This is a genomic window from Paenibacillus anseongensis (genome assembly GCF_009757995.1).
Classification (GTDB): domain Bacteria; phylum Bacillota; class Bacilli; order Paenibacillales; family NBRC-103111; genus Paenibacillus_E; species Paenibacillus_E chondroitinus.
The window spans coordinates 80,182-98,404 of sequence record NZ_WSEM01000007.1 but is presented as its reverse complement, the minus strand read 5'-3'; the positions used below and the strand labels follow the sequence as shown (position 1 = coordinate 98,404).

General features: G+C 41.3%; 16 protein-coding genes. 15 read left to right on the top strand and 1 reads right to left on the bottom strand.

Going from position 1 to position 18,223, the window contains the following annotated elements:
• The first annotated feature begins 169 nt into the window (after positions 1–169).
• Entirely contained in the window at positions 170–3,406 is a 3,237-nt protein-coding gene (locus GON05_RS07520) for an S-layer homology domain-containing protein (protein ID WP_246238902.1), read from the top strand.
• Between the two features lie 43 nt (positions 3,407–3,449).
• Here the strand turns inward: GON05_RS07520 and GON05_RS07515 are convergent, their stop codons facing one another.
• Positions 3,450–4,145 carry a stalk domain-containing protein gene (locus tag GON05_RS07515; RefSeq protein ID WP_157318543.1) on the bottom strand — a complete coding sequence of 232 codons (696 nt, stop codon included), beginning with the start codon at positions 4,143–4,145 and terminating at the stop codon, positions 3,450–3,452.
• 104 nt (positions 4,146–4,249) lie between these two features.
• Between GON05_RS07515 and GON05_RS07510 the strand changes: the two genes are divergently transcribed.
• The 14 genes from GON05_RS07510 to flgK all read left to right on the top strand — a co-directional run bounded on the left by GON05_RS07510 (position 4,250) and on the right by flgK (position 18,215).
• On the top strand, positions 4,250–4,804 hold the full coding sequence (locus tag GON05_RS07510; protein WP_157318542.1) for a hypothetical protein: 555 nt from the start codon (positions 4,250–4,252) through the stop codon (positions 4,802–4,804).
• 144 nt (positions 4,805–4,948) lie between these two features.
• Positions 4,949–5,221, top strand: coding sequence for an alpha/beta-type small acid-soluble spore protein (locus GON05_RS07505; protein ID WP_157318541.1), 273 nt, complete (start codon positions 4,949–4,951; stop codon positions 5,219–5,221).
• 315 nt (positions 5,222–5,536) lie between these two features.
• Positions 5,537–6,742 carry a methionine adenosyltransferase gene (gene metK, locus GON05_RS07500; RefSeq protein WP_157318540.1) on the top strand — a complete coding sequence of 402 codons (1,206 nt, stop codon included), beginning with the start codon at positions 5,537–5,539 and terminating at the stop codon, positions 6,740–6,742.
• Positions 6,743–6,934: 192 nt separating this feature from the next.
• Entirely contained in the window at positions 6,935–7,273 is a 339-nt protein-coding gene (locus GON05_RS07495) for a hypothetical protein (protein ID WP_157318539.1), read from the top strand.
• 190 nt (positions 7,274–7,463) lie between these two features.
• The gene (locus GON05_RS07490) at positions 7,464–10,067 is read left to right on the top strand and encodes a stalk domain-containing protein (RefSeq protein WP_157318538.1); all 2,604 of its coding nucleotides are present in this window, start codon (positions 7,464–7,466) and stop codon (positions 10,065–10,067) included.
• 95 nt (positions 10,068–10,162) lie between these two features.
• A complete protein-coding gene (locus tag GON05_RS07485) occupies positions 10,163–11,350 on the top strand; it encodes a sensor histidine kinase (protein WP_397370667.1) in 1,188 nt (395 codons plus the stop codon).
• On the top strand, positions 11,328–12,053 hold the full coding sequence (locus tag GON05_RS07480; RefSeq protein ID WP_127453353.1) for a response regulator: 726 nt from the start codon (positions 11,328–11,330) through the stop codon (positions 12,051–12,053). Before GON05_RS07485 ends, GON05_RS07480 begins: the two co-directional genes overlap by 23 nt.
• A 65-nt stretch (positions 12,054–12,118) precedes the next feature.
• Positions 12,119–12,514, top strand: a complete 396-nt coding sequence (locus GON05_RS07475; RefSeq protein WP_157318537.1) for a hypothetical protein — start codon at positions 12,119–12,121, stop codon at positions 12,512–12,514.
• Positions 12,515–12,564: 50 nt separating this feature from the next.
• Positions 12,565–14,436, top strand: coding sequence for an ATP-dependent helicase ComFA (locus GON05_RS07470; protein WP_246238901.1), 1,872 nt, complete (start codon positions 12,565–12,567; stop codon positions 14,434–14,436).
• Positions 14,437–15,207, top strand: coding sequence for a ComF family protein (locus tag GON05_RS07465; protein WP_157318536.1), 771 nt, complete (start codon positions 14,437–14,439; stop codon positions 15,205–15,207).
• Positions 15,208–15,314: 107 nt separating this feature from the next.
• Positions 15,315–15,749, top strand: a complete 435-nt coding sequence (locus GON05_RS07460; protein ID WP_157318535.1) for a TIGR03826 family flagellar region protein — start codon at positions 15,315–15,317, stop codon at positions 15,747–15,749.
• Positions 15,750–15,858: 109 nt separating this feature from the next.
• Positions 15,859–16,125, top strand: coding sequence for a flagellar biosynthesis anti-sigma factor FlgM (flgM, locus tag GON05_RS07455; protein WP_157318534.1), 267 nt, complete (start codon positions 15,859–15,861; stop codon positions 16,123–16,125).
• A 26-nt stretch (positions 16,126–16,151) separates the two neighbouring features.
• Positions 16,152–16,646, top strand: a complete 495-nt coding sequence (locus tag GON05_RS07450; RefSeq protein ID WP_157318533.1) for a flagellar protein FlgN — start codon at positions 16,152–16,154, stop codon at positions 16,644–16,646.
• Between the two features lie 27 nt (positions 16,647–16,673).
• Positions 16,674–18,215: a flagellar hook-associated protein FlgK gene (gene flgK / locus GON05_RS07445; RefSeq protein ID WP_420819856.1), complete on the top strand. Its 1,542-nt coding sequence runs from the start codon at positions 16,674–16,676 to the stop codon at positions 18,213–18,215.
• Positions 18,216–18,223: the final 8 nt, after the last annotated feature.

The following is an 18,223-nucleotide window of genomic DNA, read 5'->3' as shown; positions in this document are numbered from 1 at the left end:
GATATCACAAAATAACTCTTTACGACGCTATTCGACCAATGTATAATGTAAATTGGTGTGGGTGTCTTTCTTCCAACTTTACGTTTACTAGTTTCCAATGCAGCTACTAGAGCTGCACGCGAACTTAGTTATATAATGCTCTAACTCTGGAAAGGGGGTGAACCAAACTATGAGTAAATCGAGCTCAAATAATACTAGCTTTAACCTAAAAAATAAAACCAAAGATATTCAAGGAGGAGAAAAAAAGGTTATGAAGAAAAGTTTATCCGTAGTTCTTTCTACAGCAATGGCATTATCCATGTTTTCGTCCCTAGCTTTCGCAGCTAAATCCTCTGCTGATTTCACAGATCTTAAAGATCTTGACGCAGCTACAAAAGCAAAATTTGATGCAATGATCAGCGCAGGTATTTTTGATGGAGTGAGCGACACTACATTTGGTCTTAAAGACGAAATGAACCGTGCTCAATTCGCAAAAGTTGCAGCTTTGATCACTGGTATCGAAGTAAACAAAGACCTTAAAACTTCCAGCTTCTCCGATGTTAAAGTTGACGACGCTGCTAACGGCTACGCTCTTCCTTACATCGAAGCTTTGAAAACTGCTGGTATTACTGACGGCTATGCTGAAGGTCAATACAACCCAGCTGGTAAAGTAACAAAAGAGCAATTGGCTACTTTCTTGGTTCGCGTACTGAACAAAGATGCTGATGCTAAAGGTAAAACTGGTACTGACACAACTGTTTCCGACTGGGCACAAGGCTATGTAGCACTTGCTCTTGAGTTGAAACTTCTTCCTGCTGGCGACGGCGGTAAATTTGGTGGCCAATCCAACGCAACTCGTGACCTACTTCTTACTGGTGCATACGAAGCGAAAGCTCAATACGTAGCTCCTGGTAAAGTATCCGTTACAGGTGCAAAAGCAACTGGCGCTCAACAAGTAACAGTTACTTTCAACAAAGCAGTTGACACTGACAAAGCTAAATTGGCTTTGAAAAAAGGTACTTCCGAAGTTGCTACAACTGTTAAATTTGCTGATGACAAAAAATCCGCAGTTTTGACATTGACTGACGTTAAAGTTAGCAAAGGTGAGTACACAGTAACTGTTTCCGGTTTGGATGAGGCTTCTGTTGACAAAACTACTGCTTCTTTCACTGGTGAAGACGAAGTTCTTACAAAAATCGACTTCGTAAACGCTGGCGACACAATTGCTTACGCTGACAAAACTATCGTTAAAGTAAAAGCTTCCAACCAATACGGTGAGAACGCTACTACAAACGCTGGTTCCTACAACGTTTACACATCTGCTGCATCATTCACAAAAATCACTAAAGATACTGACGGTACTTTGTTGGTGACTTTGGATACAGCAAATGAAAACACAACTCAAGGTGTTTCTGTAATTCCTGTAACAATCGTTAACAACGATTTCCACATTACAGCTACGAAAAACTTCAAATTGGGTACACAACCAATCTTGACGAAACTTGAGCTTGGTGCAGCTCGTTACTCCGTAGGTGACGCTCTTAACGGTAAAGGTGAAAACGTTAAATTCGACCTTAACTTGTTTGACCAATACGGCGGTACAATTTCCTATGATTCTTTGATCAATGCTAAAACATATAGCAAAGATAACACTAGCACTACTAAATTGTTTGGAGATACTACAATCATCTGGAATGATTACATTTCAACTGATGATGTGAAAACAGAATTCGAAGATAATGGAAATGATATCCCACAAGTTAAGATCTCTCTGAACAAAGATCTTGATAAAGCTGGTGACTATAACTTCACAGTGTTCAACCAAGCTGCAACAGCAACTGGTAAAATCTCTGTGAAATCCTCTAAAGTTGCTAACAAAGTTGAGATTGGTGATCTTAATGATGTAATCGCTGCTGGCGACAAAGAAGTATACATTCCAATCGTTGCTTACGATGCATCAGGTAACCAACTTAGCCTTGAAGATCTGACTAGTGACCAAAACACAAAACGTATCAAAGTTAACGTTTCTGGCGCTGGTTCCCAATCTGTTGCTACAATCCTTGATTCCGGAGAGCACAAAGGAAGCATTAAATTGGATCAAATCAGCAAAAACTCCAAAGGTGCAGTTTCTGTTACTGCAATCATTGCAGAAGCAAATGCAAGCAGCACTTCAACAAAAACATTTACTATTGCTGATGCTCGTGTACCTGATCACTTCAAAGTAGTTACAGACCCAGCTAAAGGTGCAGTTGCTGGTGGTACAGCTGCAATTGAATTTGCAGTTATCGACCAATACGGTAAAACACTTGATGATGCTCACTACACAGATAGTCAAGGTAACGATATTGATAGTGCAAGCACTAACGAGTATCTAGTAACTGTAACAGCAAACACATACAACGCTAATGGTGGCGTATTGACTGATGGTACAGTTGGTCTTAAAGCACCAGACGGAGATGTGCTTCCTACTACTACTACGTTTGGTAAAGACAGAACTAGAACTAAAACTAATGGAACAGTTGTTAAAAATGACTTCGAAGCTTTCAATGATGAATTCACATTGTTCACTACAGGAAGTGCTGTAGGTGGTTCCAAGGTTGACTTCATTGCAAAAATCACTAAAAACGGTGTTGAGATCTCCAAGACGACTAAAACATTAACTGTTGCAAAAGCTACTGATGATCTTACTTACTCAGTGAATGCTGTTCCTACATTGTTCAACTTGAGCGATAGCGGTACTGTTGTTGGATCAACTTACAGCACAATTGCTGACCCTACAACTATCAACACTATCAGTGCTGATGACCTTAAGGATGTAACGAAATCTACAGTATTCGCACGTGAAGTTAAACTTTCCGCTAAGAATGCTTCTGGCGATGTAGTTAAGCTTCCAGCAGGTACAATTACTGATATTAAAACTTCCAACAACGCAGTTGCAAAAGTAGCTCTTGTTGGTGGTAAAGCTTACGTTCTTGGTAACAAAGTAGGTTCTGCTACATTGAACGTGACTTACAAAACTGTTAAAGGCGAAGTTAAGCAAACAACAGTAGCTGTTACTTCTAAAAATGATGCTCTATCAGTTGACAAAATTGCTGCTGATAGTGACATGACAGTTAACGTAACTACCTCTGGAGCAGCTGATGGTAACGCATTTATTACTCCAGATCTAATTGTTACAGATAACTATGGTAAAGAGTATGAGCAAGATGTTGCTCAAAAAGCTAACGGAGTACTTGGTGTAACATTCTCTGCTAACAGCTACTCTAGCAACATTAGTGCTGTAACTATCTATTCCAATGGTAACATTGTTGTAACTAAAACTGATGCTCTTGATGGAGCATTTGATCTGACAATTACATCTCCAAGTGGTAAGTCCGATGTAGTTTCAGTAACAGTAAAAGGTCCTAAATTCGTTCCAGCTCCATAATTAGCGTAATGCTAAATAAAAAGAAGGCCTAATGGCCTTCTTTTTATTTTTGTACAAAAGTAGTATGTGCATATTTATTGGTATTTATAATGTTCTTTTGGCTATTTTCTATGCTGTTGAAAACGCTCATTTGAAGGCTAGAACTGATCTGTGCGTCGCTTTTACGAGTCATCCAGATTTTAAGCAATTCTTTCGTTTGCCCAACCGATTCAAGTATCTTTGATTGGCTAGCTAGTATTTCATTGATGCCAGTTTCTGCACCGTACTGTTTATAAACGGAAGTAGCATACTCCAAAGATTTATTGTACTCATCTGTTAATTCCAAATAGTCGCGATCAAGTAAATCTTTAAGGTTAGGTACTTGATCTAAATCCATGTACTGCTGCAATTTACTAGCAAACATATAAATTTGCATGTCCGTATCACTTAGCCAATTATAAGCATTCATTATAGACGTTTCTTTAACGTTATTTTGAGTCTGTTCATTCTTCAAAGTAACATTGACACTATACGTCGAATCATCCCAAGCAACATCTGCACCAAGTTGCTTTAACATATAAATCGGCACCATCGTTCTTCCGTTATAATTGATAGCTGGGACATCCTCTACTTTAAGTTCACTTCCATTCGTTTTTACGCTTACAATGGGATTACCCTCAAAATCTCCGCGGGTGGAGGAAGCGTTGACGCTGCTGGTGATAAAGAATAAAATCATAGTGACAGTTAGTAATTTTTTCATAGAATCACTCCGTTTGCTAAATTATTTAATCGTAAATAATTCGACAAAAGAAGTAAGATATCCTTTAATTTTACAGATTATTAAGACAGGAGAGTTAATAGCGAATGAATATGAAAAAAATGATCTTGGCAACAGGCGGTGCAATTTTACTATTATCTACATCTCTTTCAGTTTCCCAAGCTGAAGCTCCAACCCCAGGCTCGTCCACCGATCCGGTGATCACAAAGAGCTATTTTGATCAGAACACGTTAAGCGAAGCCAAGGTGAAGGAGATCGTTGCCTCCGCGATCGCTGCTAGTGCTGGCGGAAGTCAGCCTGGCAATGGAAGCAACGGAGGCACGGGCACTAACCCGACGTCAGCGGCTATGAAGGTTGTCCAATTGGCAAATGGACAAACACTTTATGCTGGTGCTGGCGCCGAATTTATCGTGCGAAGCGGCAGAGTTCTCACCGTGAGCAACGATGATAATGGCATCCCGGATGTAACGGGAGGCAAAGATCTTCCAGCGGGGACAGAACCTGCGCTGAATCATCTTTTGGTTTTTCCAACAGAGGGCCGTGGTATAAAACCGTCTCCGAAAAATACAGCGGACATTTTTGTCATGGTGCGCGGCAGCTATTTGTTGTTGAATGCAGATGGAAGCACGGTTGCGAAATAGTTTCTTCTCCACAATTTTACCCTTAATGACAACTTCTTATGAGGTTTGAGATCGGGAATCTAGCCATAATAAAGGTGTCCCCACTTGGGTCAACTGTTTACGGAGCTTGGTTTTAATAATAAAAACTCTAAGGAGGCGTTTATTATGGCTAGAAGTAACAGCAAGTTGGTTCCTCAATCAAAAAAGGCGCTGGATGCACTCAAATACGAGATTGCAGCTGAGCTAGGATTGCCTGTGGGTAAGCAAATGTCGGCAAATGCAGATACGGAATTTGCTACGGAGTTAGGCTCTATTCCATCTTCTTCGGTTAAAGAGGATTATTGGGGACACATCTCTTCAAGAGATACCGGGGCTGTTGGGGGTACAATAACAAAAAGGCTGATCCAACGCGCTGAAGAAGCTTTGTTTTCTCTTTAAGGTTAGAAATTATTCATAATTTATTCACGAGTACATTCATTGACACTAGACGACAAATAAAGTAAGATAATTTATTGAAGGTCAATGTTTAATTTAACCTTTTCCAATCGGGAAAGGTTCATTTTTTTGTTGTCTTTATTCATGTTTTAAATTTTAGCAGTGCGGAATTCAAAGTTCTTGTCAGCGCAGAGCGCAAAAGAGGGATTCCGTTTGGCGTGAAAAGCTGCCGCTAAAGCCGGGCCCACTTTTTTTCATATAGAGGCATCGAGTAGAAGCTTTTCAAACATACTAAATGATATTAGGAGGATGAATGATATGGCGCAAGTACGTGGACGTCGTTTATTTACATCCGAATCCGTAACAGAAGGTCATCCGGATAAAATTTGTGACCAAATTTCTGACTCGGTATTGGATGCATTTCTTGCTAATGATCCGAATGCTCGTGTAGCATGTGAGGTATCTGTAGCAACTGGTTTGGTATTGGTAATCGGTGAGATTACTTCTAGCTCTGAATATGTTGATATTCAAGCAATTGCAAGACAAACGATCAAAGAGATCGGGTACACACGTGCGAAGTACGGTTTTGACTACCAAACTAGTGCGGTTCTTGTTTCTTTGAATGAACAATCTCCTGACATCGCACAAGGTGTTAACAAAGCTCTTGAAGCTAGAGAAGGCTCTATGTCTGAAGAAGAAATTGAAGCTATTGGTGCCGGTGACCAAGGTCTGATGTTCGGATTTGCAGTTAATGAAACGCCAGAACTTATGCCGCTTCCGATTTCGATTTCTCACCAATTGGCTCGCCGTTTAACAGAAGTTCGTAAAAATGGAACGCTTCCATACCTGCGTCCTGACGGTAAAACACAAGTAACAGTTGAGTATATGGATGACAAACCAGTGCGTGTTGATGCGATTGTAGTATCTACACAGCATAGCGAAGAAGTTACTTTAGAGCAAATCCAAAAAGATATTAAAGAGCATGTTATTGCTCCTATCGTACCAGCACATTTGTTGGACGAAAACACAAACTATTTCATCAACCCAACTGGCCGTTTCGTAATCGGCGGACCTCAAGGGGATGCTGGTTTGACTGGTCGTAAAATCATCGTAGATACGTATGGCGGATACGCACGTCACGGCGGCGGTGCTTTCTCCGGTAAGGATCCAACAAAAGTTGACCGTTCTGGTGCATACGCAGCACGTTATGTTGCGAAAAACATCGTAGCTGCTGGACTTGCTGAGAAATGTGAAGTTCAATTGGCTTACGCAATCGGTGTAGCACGTCCTGTATCCATTTCTGTGGATACATTCGGTACAGCAAAAGTAAGCGAAGAGAAGTTGGTTGAGCTGATTCACAACAACTTTGACCTTCGCCCAGCAGGTATCATTAAAGAGCTTGACTTGCGCCGTCCAATTTACCGTCAAACGGCTGCATATGGTCACTTTGGCCGTAATGACCTGGATGTCCCTTGGGAGCGTACAGACAAAGCTGAGCTTTTGAAAGCTCAAGCATTAGTTTAATATAGTTAGATAAGCCATCCTATTATGGATGGCTTTTTACTTTTCAGTAAAAGAGAACATATGTTTGACTAATGATATAAAAATTGGTAATATATACATATACTAAATGACTTTTCATCACGAGAACTTCGTATGTTATACTGTAATTACGATTATAAGCATCTATTATGGATGGATCGGGGAGTGATGGAAATGGATAATGAGTTGAAAGAGGCTCTATCAGCGCTGCTGAAGGCCGAATTTTTGCCGATGTATGATAAGATAGATTTAATGGATAGACGTATGGATGGAATTGAAAACCGTCTGACTGGGATCGACAGACGCTTGGATGGTATTGATACACGTCTTGATGGTATCGACAACCGCCTAGACAAGATCGAAATAGAACAAACTCAAGTTAAACAAGCTGTTTTAGAAACTAATGCAACTGTTAAACGGATTGAACTCATACAAGAACAGCAGCATTCCATTATTGAACTTTTGTCTGCTCGGTCTATTGAGCATGAAGCTAAAATAAAACGTATTCTGTAAATTTTACAGGTTTTGTATCTCAGGCAGAGAGCAGGCCCCATAAGGGATGACTCTCTTTTTTGTGTTTCTTTGGTGTATAAATACAACTGCAGCCCTATCGTAACTTTTTCCATAGTTTAAGAGTCTATATAAGTATCGTGAAAATGATAGATAATAGACTTAGACTGAAAGAGGAGTGTGGAAAAGCAACATGACGGTACAGAAGCAAGTATGGATTGGTGCGCTGGCTTGCGCACTGGTGTGGCAATTGGCAGCTGGGACTACGGTAAGTGCGGCAGGTTCAACGTTGACGCTTAGTTCACAGGAAACAATTACATCAGGCGCAATCATGAAGAATTATGTGTGGACAACAATTAGAAGCAATAAGGATGTTTCGGTAAACGCCAATGTGATCGAGGTCGACTTGACGAATCCGAACGTAAAGATAGACGCAATGGCAGGAACGAATACGCAGTTTACGAAGAACCAAAGCGTTTTGGGCATGGTGAAGGATAGCGGCGCAGTTGCAGGTGTGAATGGAGATTTCTTCAATACACAGGCTGAAGGTGTCCCGGAGGGCGCTCAAATTACAAATGGAACAGTGATGGCGACGCCAGCAAAAATATCGGGATTATATTCTTTTGCAATTACGAAGAACAATCAACCTATTATTGATATTCTTGACTTTGAGGGCAAGGTAACAGCGAAAGATGGAACATCTTTTGAACTTGGCGGTGTGAATAAAACGTATTATTGGGATGATAACAATGTCGCGATGATTGCTGATGGACTTTTCCTATATACAAGTGCTTGGGCAATGACACAAAGAGCAGTAGATGGTACGCACGTTCCAACTGAGGCCCTTATTCAAAATGATATCGTCAAGGAAATTGCGGTAGATACGAATATTAAAATGATTGCTCCCGCGGACGGCTACATACTTAGAGGTTCAGGCTTAGCTAGGGAGTTCATCGTAAATCATCTCAAAGTCGGAGATAAAATCACCACCAAATATGATATGGTTCCGCATGATGCTTCCCAAACATATGATTGGAAAAACTTCAAAATGCTTATCGGGGGAAGCACGCTGCTAGTTGACGATGCGAAGCCGAGTTACTTCACACGGAATATTAATGATTTCAGCGGTTACAGTCCGCGCTCACGAACAGCATTAGGTTATTCAAAAGATATGAAAACAGCGTACATTATTACCTCTGATCGTAGTGCAGGTAGCGCGGGTATGACACTTCCAGAGCTGCAGCAGTTTATGATTAGTGCTGGAGTTTGGAAAGGTTTAGTGCTTGATGGTGGTGGTTCCACACAAATGGTTTCCAGACCTCTAGGTGATTTTGACCCTAAATTGGTTAATAAAACGGAGAATGGCAACCAACGTTCCGTTGCAAATGGTTTAGGTGTATATTCAACGGCGCCTAAAGGTGAGTTGAAAGGTCTTATTTTAAAAGGTCAAAATATTTTATTCATGAATGAATCCAGCACTTATCAATTCAAGGCATATGACGATTATTTTAACCCGATTTCAGTGGATGGTATCGTTCCACAATGGAGTAGTTCGACAGCAAATGGCGGCTTTAAGGATAGTGTATTTACACCTACAATACCGGGTAAAACGCAGATTACTGCGAAGTCAGGGAAAGGTTCTGCATCTATGGATGTCGAGGTTATCGGTCGGGACCAAATTACTTCGATGAAATTCAATTCAGGTGCTTTTTCATTGACCGAGGGTGGGGATTTTAAGCTGCCTATTATGGTGACAACCAAAAGCGGTGCAACAAGAGAACTGCCCGCGGCATCAGCAACATGGGAACTTAGCGGAGTAAAAGGGAGCTTGAAAGATGGTATTTTACATGTAGATAGTGCTTCAGGTTCTCAAGCTGCTCAGGTTATCGCAAGGTATGATGGTTATAGCACCATGGTTACTCTTCCAGTAGGACAAGAAAAGGTATGGTACGATCTTGATAAGTCTGCGGTTATAACTACTGGTGATAAATATCCTGCTGAGGTTGTTTCTTCTGTAAATATTGAACAAGCGAATGGAAATAAGAATTTAGCGATTACTTACGATTTTACAAAAGGTACAGGTACGAAAGCCGCATATGCCCGATTTGATGGTACGAATGGTGTGCAAATTGCAGGCGAACCTGAGTTCATTACAGCTAAGGTTCTCGGAGATGGAAGTTTTAACTGGGTGCGTGCTGAAATTGTTGATGCTGATGGCAAATTGAACTATGTCAGCTTCACAGAAAATACGAACTGGACAGGCTGGCGCAAACTAACGGCTGATGTCTCCGATCTTAAATTCCCCATTAAGCTTAAGAGCGTTTATGTAGCTAATCCGGCGAATGGACAGGATGAAAGAGCTTCGAAAGGGAAAATTAGTATAGATGACATCTCTTTTATTTATAAAGGACAGTTGCCGGCTTTACCGAAAAATTCAGTAAAACTTACAGTAAACAGGAAGCAGGTAACTGTAAACTTAAAAGCTATGACTTTAGAACAAGCGCCAACGATTGTAAATGATAATACACTTATCCCAATTCGATTTGTTACAGAAGCTCTCGGCGGTAATGTGAAATGGGATGATAAAGAACGGAAGGTTACCGTTATTCGCGGGGATAAGCTAATCGATTTATGGATTGATAATGCAGATCTACTGGCAAATGGGGATCGTATCACAGCGGAAGTAGCGCCAAAAATTATGAATAATGTAACTATGGTTCCACTTCGTGTAATTTCTGAGAAATTAGGGTTTAAAGTAGGCTGGGATCCCCAAAATTATGGGATAACCATTGAATAAATAGTGCTAGAAGTTCACTTCAAATTGTAAGAACTATGTTACAATATGGGGTAGACTAATTTCTAATATTGTTATTAAAAAGGAGCATGTTTCATTTGCAGCCAGACGCTATAGATCGTGTCATAAAAAACGCAATTAACGTCATGGAGAGCAGCAAGTATCAGATGTTCGAGATCGCTGAAGCTTCTCGCTTGGAGAAAGAATCGCTTACTCGTGAACTTGAAGAAATTAAGCATGAAACAAGCATCACGATTGATTTAGTCGACAAGTTAGAGAAGGACTACAAGCGCTCCCGCATTCGACTCACGGAAGTCAGTCGTGACTTTAATAAGTACCGTGAGGAAGATATTAAGGTTGCTTATGAAGCGGCTATTGCCTTTCAATTACAACTCACTATTGCTAGAGAAAAAGAAAATAATCTGAAGACCAGACGCAATGACCTGCAAGTGCGAACTAAGAATGTGGACAAGCAGGTGGAACGGGCTGAAACGATCGTTTCTCAGATGAATGTAGTTTTAGAATACTTATCCGGAGATCTCAATCAGGTCACTCGCATATTAGAATCGGCTAAAAACAGGCAACTGCTTGGTTTAAAGATTATTCTGGCGCAAGAGGAAGAGCGAAAGCGTATTGCGCGTGAAATTCATGATGGTATGGCTCAGACCTTGGCAAATGTTGTGTTGCGAACAGAAATTGCTCAACGCATGCTTATTAAAGAAGATATCCCCGCGGTTAAGGAAGAACTAGTGGATTTGAAGGGACAAGTCAGAGGGGGGCTTGAAGAAGTTCGTAAGATCATCTTCAACCTCCGCCCGATGGCACTCGACGATCTAGGTATCGTACCGACTCTGCGTAAATATGTTCAAGATTGCGAAGAGAAATATCGTATTCGTACGCAATTCAATCTCGTAGGCAAGCAGACTCGCATTCCATCAGGACTTGAAATTGCGATTTTCCGACTGGTGCAAGAAGCTCTATCTAATGTAATAAAACATGCGAAAGCAACTTTCTTATCTGTTGAGCTAACACTGGAACCTGATCAAGTACAAATCTACGTCGTAGATAATGGGGTCGGCTTCGATGTGCCGCAAACAGAGCAGAAAATAGCTAAGGGAAATAATTTTGGTTTATTAGGCATGCGTGAGCGTGTTGAGCTTCTGGAAGGCACAATGATCATTGATTCCGCCAAAGATTCCGGAACCAAAATTACAATGCTAATCCCTATTGGCGGCGGTGCAGAGAACAAGGAGGAAAATCAAAATGGACAACACGGCGAGTCATAAACGCAATGTGCGAATTGTTATTGCGGACGATCACCAGCTGTTTCGCGAAGGTGTTAAACGGATTATCAATATGGAAGATGATATGGAAGTCATTGGAGAGTGTGGCGATGGGATCCAGGTTATCGAGCTGTGTAATCAAATCACGCCAGATATTGTTCTCATGGACATCAACATGCCACTTGAGAATGGTGTAGTCGCGACTGAGCGCTTAAAGCTTATTTTCCCTGATATTAAGGTTATCATTCTTTCGCTACATGATGATGAGAGCTATGTATTTGAGACCCTTCGCAAGGGAGCTTCGGGTTACTTGCTTAAGGATATGGAAGCGGAGTCGCTTATCAATGCGATTCGTTCTGTGGTGGCTGGTCACGCGTACATTCACCCCAAAGTTACAGGAAAGCTAATTAACCAACTAAGACGCATGACGTATTTAGATGACGTCGGTGTGGTTGGATCAGGACAGGGCGCTAAGGATTCTGCGCTTAAGTACATACATAATACCAACAGTCCACTTACCAAACGGGAAGCGGAAGTTCTTCGTTTAATGGCAGAAGGCAAAAGCAATAAACTGATCGGAGAGTTCCTCTACATCAGCGAAAAAACGGTGAAGAACCATGTCAGCTCCATTCTTCAAAAGATGGAAGTTGATGACCGTACACAAGCGGTTATCATTGCGATTAAGAATGGTTGGGTAACCCTGTAAGACTCCCGTTGTTGGAACCCCTCTACTTTTTGTGGCATACACTGCAATTAAGGGAGGGATCCGCTATGTGGATTGGGTTACTTTGGATCTTGGGTTGCTACGGAATCAGCATCGCAGTGCTTCATCTATTGTTCGGAACCCGCAAGGGTAGAAAGAAGAAGCCTGCAAAAGTTCTGCTTGTCACCAAAAATAACCAAAATCAAATTGAATGGTATATTCGCTCTTTATTTTTTTTCTCTGGATTAAAAGGCTACGAAGTTACGGCAACAATCTACGATGAAGGATCTTCTGACGACACAAGGCAAATTATTGAGCGACTATCCCATACCCATTTACTTGATTTGAGATATCAAATGGATTTTGATGCAGTTGATCAATTTAGGAGCCAGCATGAAGGGGAACCTGTTGTTGTTGTTCATCTTAGCAATAGGGAAGATCTTGTGAAAATACCTGTGGGATAGTAGTAATCGCTTACTTACAGGTGGTACTTAAAAAGAGAGTAAGGTGAGCAATGAAGGTTCAACTTTACGCCGTTTGTTTAAATAAAGAGTGGAATTGGCATTTGACTATTCACCCTATGACAGACATTCAATATTGGTTCGAGCAATACGCAGCCGACGCCGGCCTCGTACTGTTCGAACCTTTTATTTCGTTTGGGCAAGGTGTGCGCCTGCTTGGCAAACTAAAATCTTCAAATTTAAAACAAGAGATTCAGAACGATGAGAGTATGCTGAGGCAGTTCCGCCAGGCGGCCAAAGATTGCGGTGTGCTAAATTGCGACAAAATTGCAATGAAGAAAATAACATTTAGAGAACAAGGATTATTCCCTAGAATGATTTTAGATTATGGGATTTATACAAAGGTTGTATTAGCTTGCAGCGGTAGGACATTGCTTGTAGAGGAATTTGAGCAGCTGTTAAAAGCAGCGAATTTAGAACTAGGCGCAGGGGAAGCGTGGATGAGTTATCTGCAACTGGCTCATCTAAACAGAGATATAAAATTAGAGAATGGACTTAATATAAAGGAGTATCGGGAATGGCGCCGAGGTTACCAAAAAAGGACGATTTACTCCTGTAAACGGTGCGGAAGCGGTGAGGAGAGTTTGTATTGGTCAGCCTGCCATTTTTGCGGACAAGAATGTCCCTACTGTGAGGCTTGCTTGACGATGGGGCGGGTAAGGTTCTGCTCGTTGCTTTTATCGGGAGGGACAGCTGATAATGGAAGGTTAATGGTGGAAGACGCTAGACAGTCGTTTGGGCATCTTGAAAACTACATCAAGCCATGGGGACTTAGTGAAGCTCAAACTAGAGCGTCTCTGGAGGGGCTGCAATTTATTACGGGCGAGAGGGGAAAGGATAGACACGGACTGCTAGCCAAAGAGCCTCGAAAGTTTTTAATCTGGGCGGTTACCGGTGCGGGAAAGACGGAAATGATATTCCCTTTCGTTCACATAACAGTGGCCAACGGAGGGCGAGTGTTGATTGCAACTCCACGAAAAGACGTTGTATTAGAGCTTCAACCAAGAATATCGCGAGCTTTCTCAGACTATAGTGTCGTTACACTTTATGGTGGTAGCGAGCAGCGATGGGAGCAAGGGCAAATTACAATTGCCACGACACATCAACTCATGCGTTTTAATGAGGCATTTGATCTTGTCATCATTGATGAAATTGATGCATTTCCATACCATAACAATCCAATGCTTGCTTATGCTGCAGCTAAAGTTTGCAAACGAAGTGGTGTGAATATATTGCTATCGGCTACACCGCCGAAAGGCGTCAGGCAAGCGGCTGAACGAGGCCATTTACCACATGTTCGGGTACCGGTGCGTTTTCATAAAAATCCCTTGCCAGTACCGGAGCTCATAGCCGCTCCATCCCTAAATAAATCGATAAATACTCGAGCTCTGCCTAATTCGTTATTTGCTAAGCTGGTAGCTTCAGTGGAGCGAGGTGCACAGTTGTTTGTTTTTGTTCCAAACATTCGCCTGGTGGAGCCCACGGTAGACCTACTAAGGGTAAAGTTACAAGGGGGTAATATGTTGTGCATAGAGGGGACCTCGTCAAAGGACCCTGACCGAACTGAGAGGGTTCATCGTTTTCGTAACAGGGACATACGAGTTTTGGTGACAACGACGATTTTGGAACGGGGAGTCACTGTACCTAAATCGGATGTTTTTATCCTAGATGCTGATTCTAAATTATTTGATGAAGCAGCGCTTGTTCAGATGGCGGGGCGGGCAGGTAGATCAAAGGACGACCCAGCTGGAATGGTTTATTTTGCAGCCAAAGAAATCACAAGATCACAAAAGGAGGCTATTCGACAAATCGAGAAAATGAATCGCATAGCGCGTAAACGGGGTTATTTTGAAAGGGGGAAGTGAATGAGTGATTGGAAAAATTGGCTAGGTGCAATGAGAGGAACTTTCTTATCACTGCTCAGTCCATTAAAGGAAGAGTGTTTGCTGTGTAAACAAGTTAGTTCTGATCGCGTTAAGCAGCTGGGACTTTGTCGTTCATGTTATATGAGAATACCATGGATTCGAACGGCACTTTGTGCTATATGCGGGCGAGGCGAGGTGTGTTATGACTGTCAAAGAAGGGGATACGCTTATTTCTCAAAAAGCCGCAGTGCTGTGAGATACGATGAAATGATGAAAGAACTATTAGCTCGTTATAAATATCGAGGAGATGAGCGACTAAAGGCTGTAATTGGTCATATGCTTGTTCATGCGTATTTCTTATTGCAAGAGGAAATGAGAGAATTCGACACGGATCCGTCTTCAGCTAAGAGGGTTATCACATTCGTACCTGTTAGTGAACGTAGATTGCTGGAGCGCGGTTTTAACCAAGCCGAACAAATGGCTATTGAATTAGGGAGAAAAGTCGGACTCCCTGTCTTCCCACTGCTTAATCGCTCGAAACATACAGATAAACAAAGCTTTAAGAATAGGAGTGAGCGTCTGGACGATTTGGTACATGTTTTTGAGATCAACGAGTTGCTGATTAAACAGCTGACAGGTTGCCAGGCAGCTTCCTACGTCATATACATCGTAGATGATGTATACACCACAGGGAGTACTATGAATCAGTGTGCAAGGGTTTTAGGTGAATCCCTTCCGGCGAAAGTGTTCGGTATTACATGGGCGCGATAGGGGCTCCAGCTAGGCTTTCGAAAAATAGAGATATGCAAACGCTGTCGGATTGCGGTAAACTGGAATTAAATATTTAGGTTAAGGGAACAATAGAAGGGGGCCATATAATGGGCATGAACGTTGCTAATTGTCCACGCTGTGGGAAGATTTTTGTTAAGGGTTTTGCTGAGGTATGTCCCGTATGTGTGAAAGATATTGATCAACAATATGAGAGATGCTTGAAGTACCTTCGTGAGAATAAAGGTGCGGCGATACAAGAATTAAGCGAAGTAACTGAAGTTTCCATTAAACAAATAACAAAGTTCATCCGCGAAGGTAGAATATCTTTGGTCAATGCTCCTAACATGTCGTATCCATGCGAGGTGTGCGGAACGTTGATTCGAGAAAATAAAATGTGTGACCTTTGCAGGAACAAGTTAGTAAAGGATGTTAGGAACAATACCGAGGATGAACGGCGTAAGGAAGAACTAAAGGAACAATTAAAGAAAATTGAACCTAAAGCTAGCTATAAAATACAGGAACGATTAGAAAAGCGTCACTAAATATTGAAATAGGTCTGAGGGAATATAAAGTTTCATATTTAAGATGCCGATAACATGTATAATGATTATCGGTTTTTATTTTTAAAGTTGTAGTCTGGAGGGAATTCCCATGAAAATTAATGAGACCGGACGCATTAGCGGTACGAATCCTTACCGTAAAAATGAAATGCGAACAAATTCTATAGGCGGTAAACAACGACAAACTGATCAAGTTCAAATATCTGAAGAAGCTAAAGAGCTATTGGATGCACAACAAAGTAGCGAAGCTTCAATGAAGTCTGAGAAGATCCAATTATTGAAACAGCATGTGTCTAGCGGAACTTACCATGTAGATGCCAAAAAGATAGCGGAGAAGCTTTTGCCATACTTAAAGTAATAAGTCTTAATTAATAGGTGGATGCGATGTCCGTTCAAAAATTAATTCAAACCTTAGATGCACTTAGTGTCATTCATAGTAGACTTTTAGAACTCGGAGAGCAGAAGAAGAAATACATTATAAAAAATGATATAGATGCATTGATGAAATGCGCCAATACAGAGTCACGTCTGATCAAAGAAATCGCAGAGATTGAAAAGCAGCGTATTCACGCAACGAACTACATACTGCTAGAGCGAGGCTTAAAGTTAAATCCGCACATAACAGTGAGCGAATTAGCGAAGATTGTAACAAATATTAATGATAAACAATCATTGATTGCTGCAAGTGGGCAACTATCAGAGCTATTATTAAGACTAAAAGAAATTAATGAATTGAATCAGCAACTCATTAGTCAGTCTTTACAATTTATTGATTATTCACTCGACTTGATCGGCGGATCTGATGATGACATTATCTATCATAACTCTAAACAACAGAGTACTCTCAATAAGAGGAGTTTATTTGATACCAAAGCGTAGAGGGGGATCTATTTGAGATCTACATTCATGGGATTAGAAACTGCAAAGCGTTCATTATTTACTCAGCAAGCAGCCTTGCAGACGACTGGTCATAATATAGCAAACGCTAATACAGAAGGATATTCTAGACAAATAGTAAACATGACTGCATCACAATCTCTGGAGCCTCTTAGTTTAAATCGTTCAACTATTCCAGGCCAAATGGGTACAGGTGTAGAATTTACGAGTATTACGCGGATACGTGAAAAATTCCTCGATGAGCAGTTTAGGAATGAAAATAAATCGCTTGGAAATGCAACAATTCAAGCAGATACATTGGATAAACTAGAAGCCGTTGTGACGGAACCTTCGGATACGGGTTTGCAAGCCGTGTTAAGTAAATTTTGGTCAGCGTGGTCTGATTTCAGTAAAGATCCTAATAATGTCACAGGACGAAAAATTGTAAAAGAGAATGCTATGGCTCTAGGAGATGCGCTGAACTATACAAGTTCAAAGCTAAGTGAACTGAGCTCAGATTTAACCAAAAACATTAATGTCAAAGCGGATGAAATGAATTCCATCACTTCAAATATTGCAAAGTTAAATGTCGAGATACAACGAATTGAAGGTTTGGGAGACGACGCTAACGATCTGAGAGATCAAAGAGACTTACTAACGGACAAGCTATCCAAAATTGTGAATATATCCGTGCAGGATACGCCGCAAGGTTATACCATTAATATGGGTGCAACAGCTCTGGTAAATGCTGATGCAAGCACAACAATGACTGGTGATATTCTAAATTCATCTGTACCGGGTTCTCTAACTGATGGCGAAGTATACGGTATGATTGTTTCACGAGATCAATACGTAAAAGATTATCAGAATCAACTTGACGTGTTGGCAAACACGATCGCTAACGGTAATGTAACGATTACTATCCCTAGCGGTTCTGTTCTCCCCGAAGGGACAGTTTTGAACGGGACAACTTACTCAGACGCAGCTGGCAATCGGACTTTAAACAGTGATCTTACCGTTACTGTACAGGGAATAAATGGCTTACAGAAGCTCGGGTATAACTTGAATACACCAGTGGGGACGGGCGTGGATTTCTTTACTTCTAAGGATGGAAGTACAACAATAACGGCAGCTAATTTTCAAGTAAATCCAATTATTCAAAACGACCCAACCCGAATCGCTTCTTCTATGGCTGTGAGTGGAAATCCACCAAAAGCAATCCAAGGAAATAACACATTGGCATTATTAACAAGCCAGCTCAAAGATTCAGACTTTACCTTTGTGAATTTAGATGGAACGAGCACGCAAGCTACTGTGAATGACTTTTTTAGTGCTGTAGTAGGACAGTTGGGTATTCAATCCAGTGATGCTCAGCGCCAGCTTACAAATCAGCAAGCATTAGTTGATCAGGTTGATTCCCGAAAATCATCCGTTAGCGGCGTTTCCCTTGATGAAGAAATGTCTAATATGATTAAATTTCAACACGCTTACTCAGCCGCGGCGCGTGTAATGACAACCTTTGACGAGATGTTGGACAAATTGATTAATGGTATGGGTACGGTAGGCAGATAGATTAATGG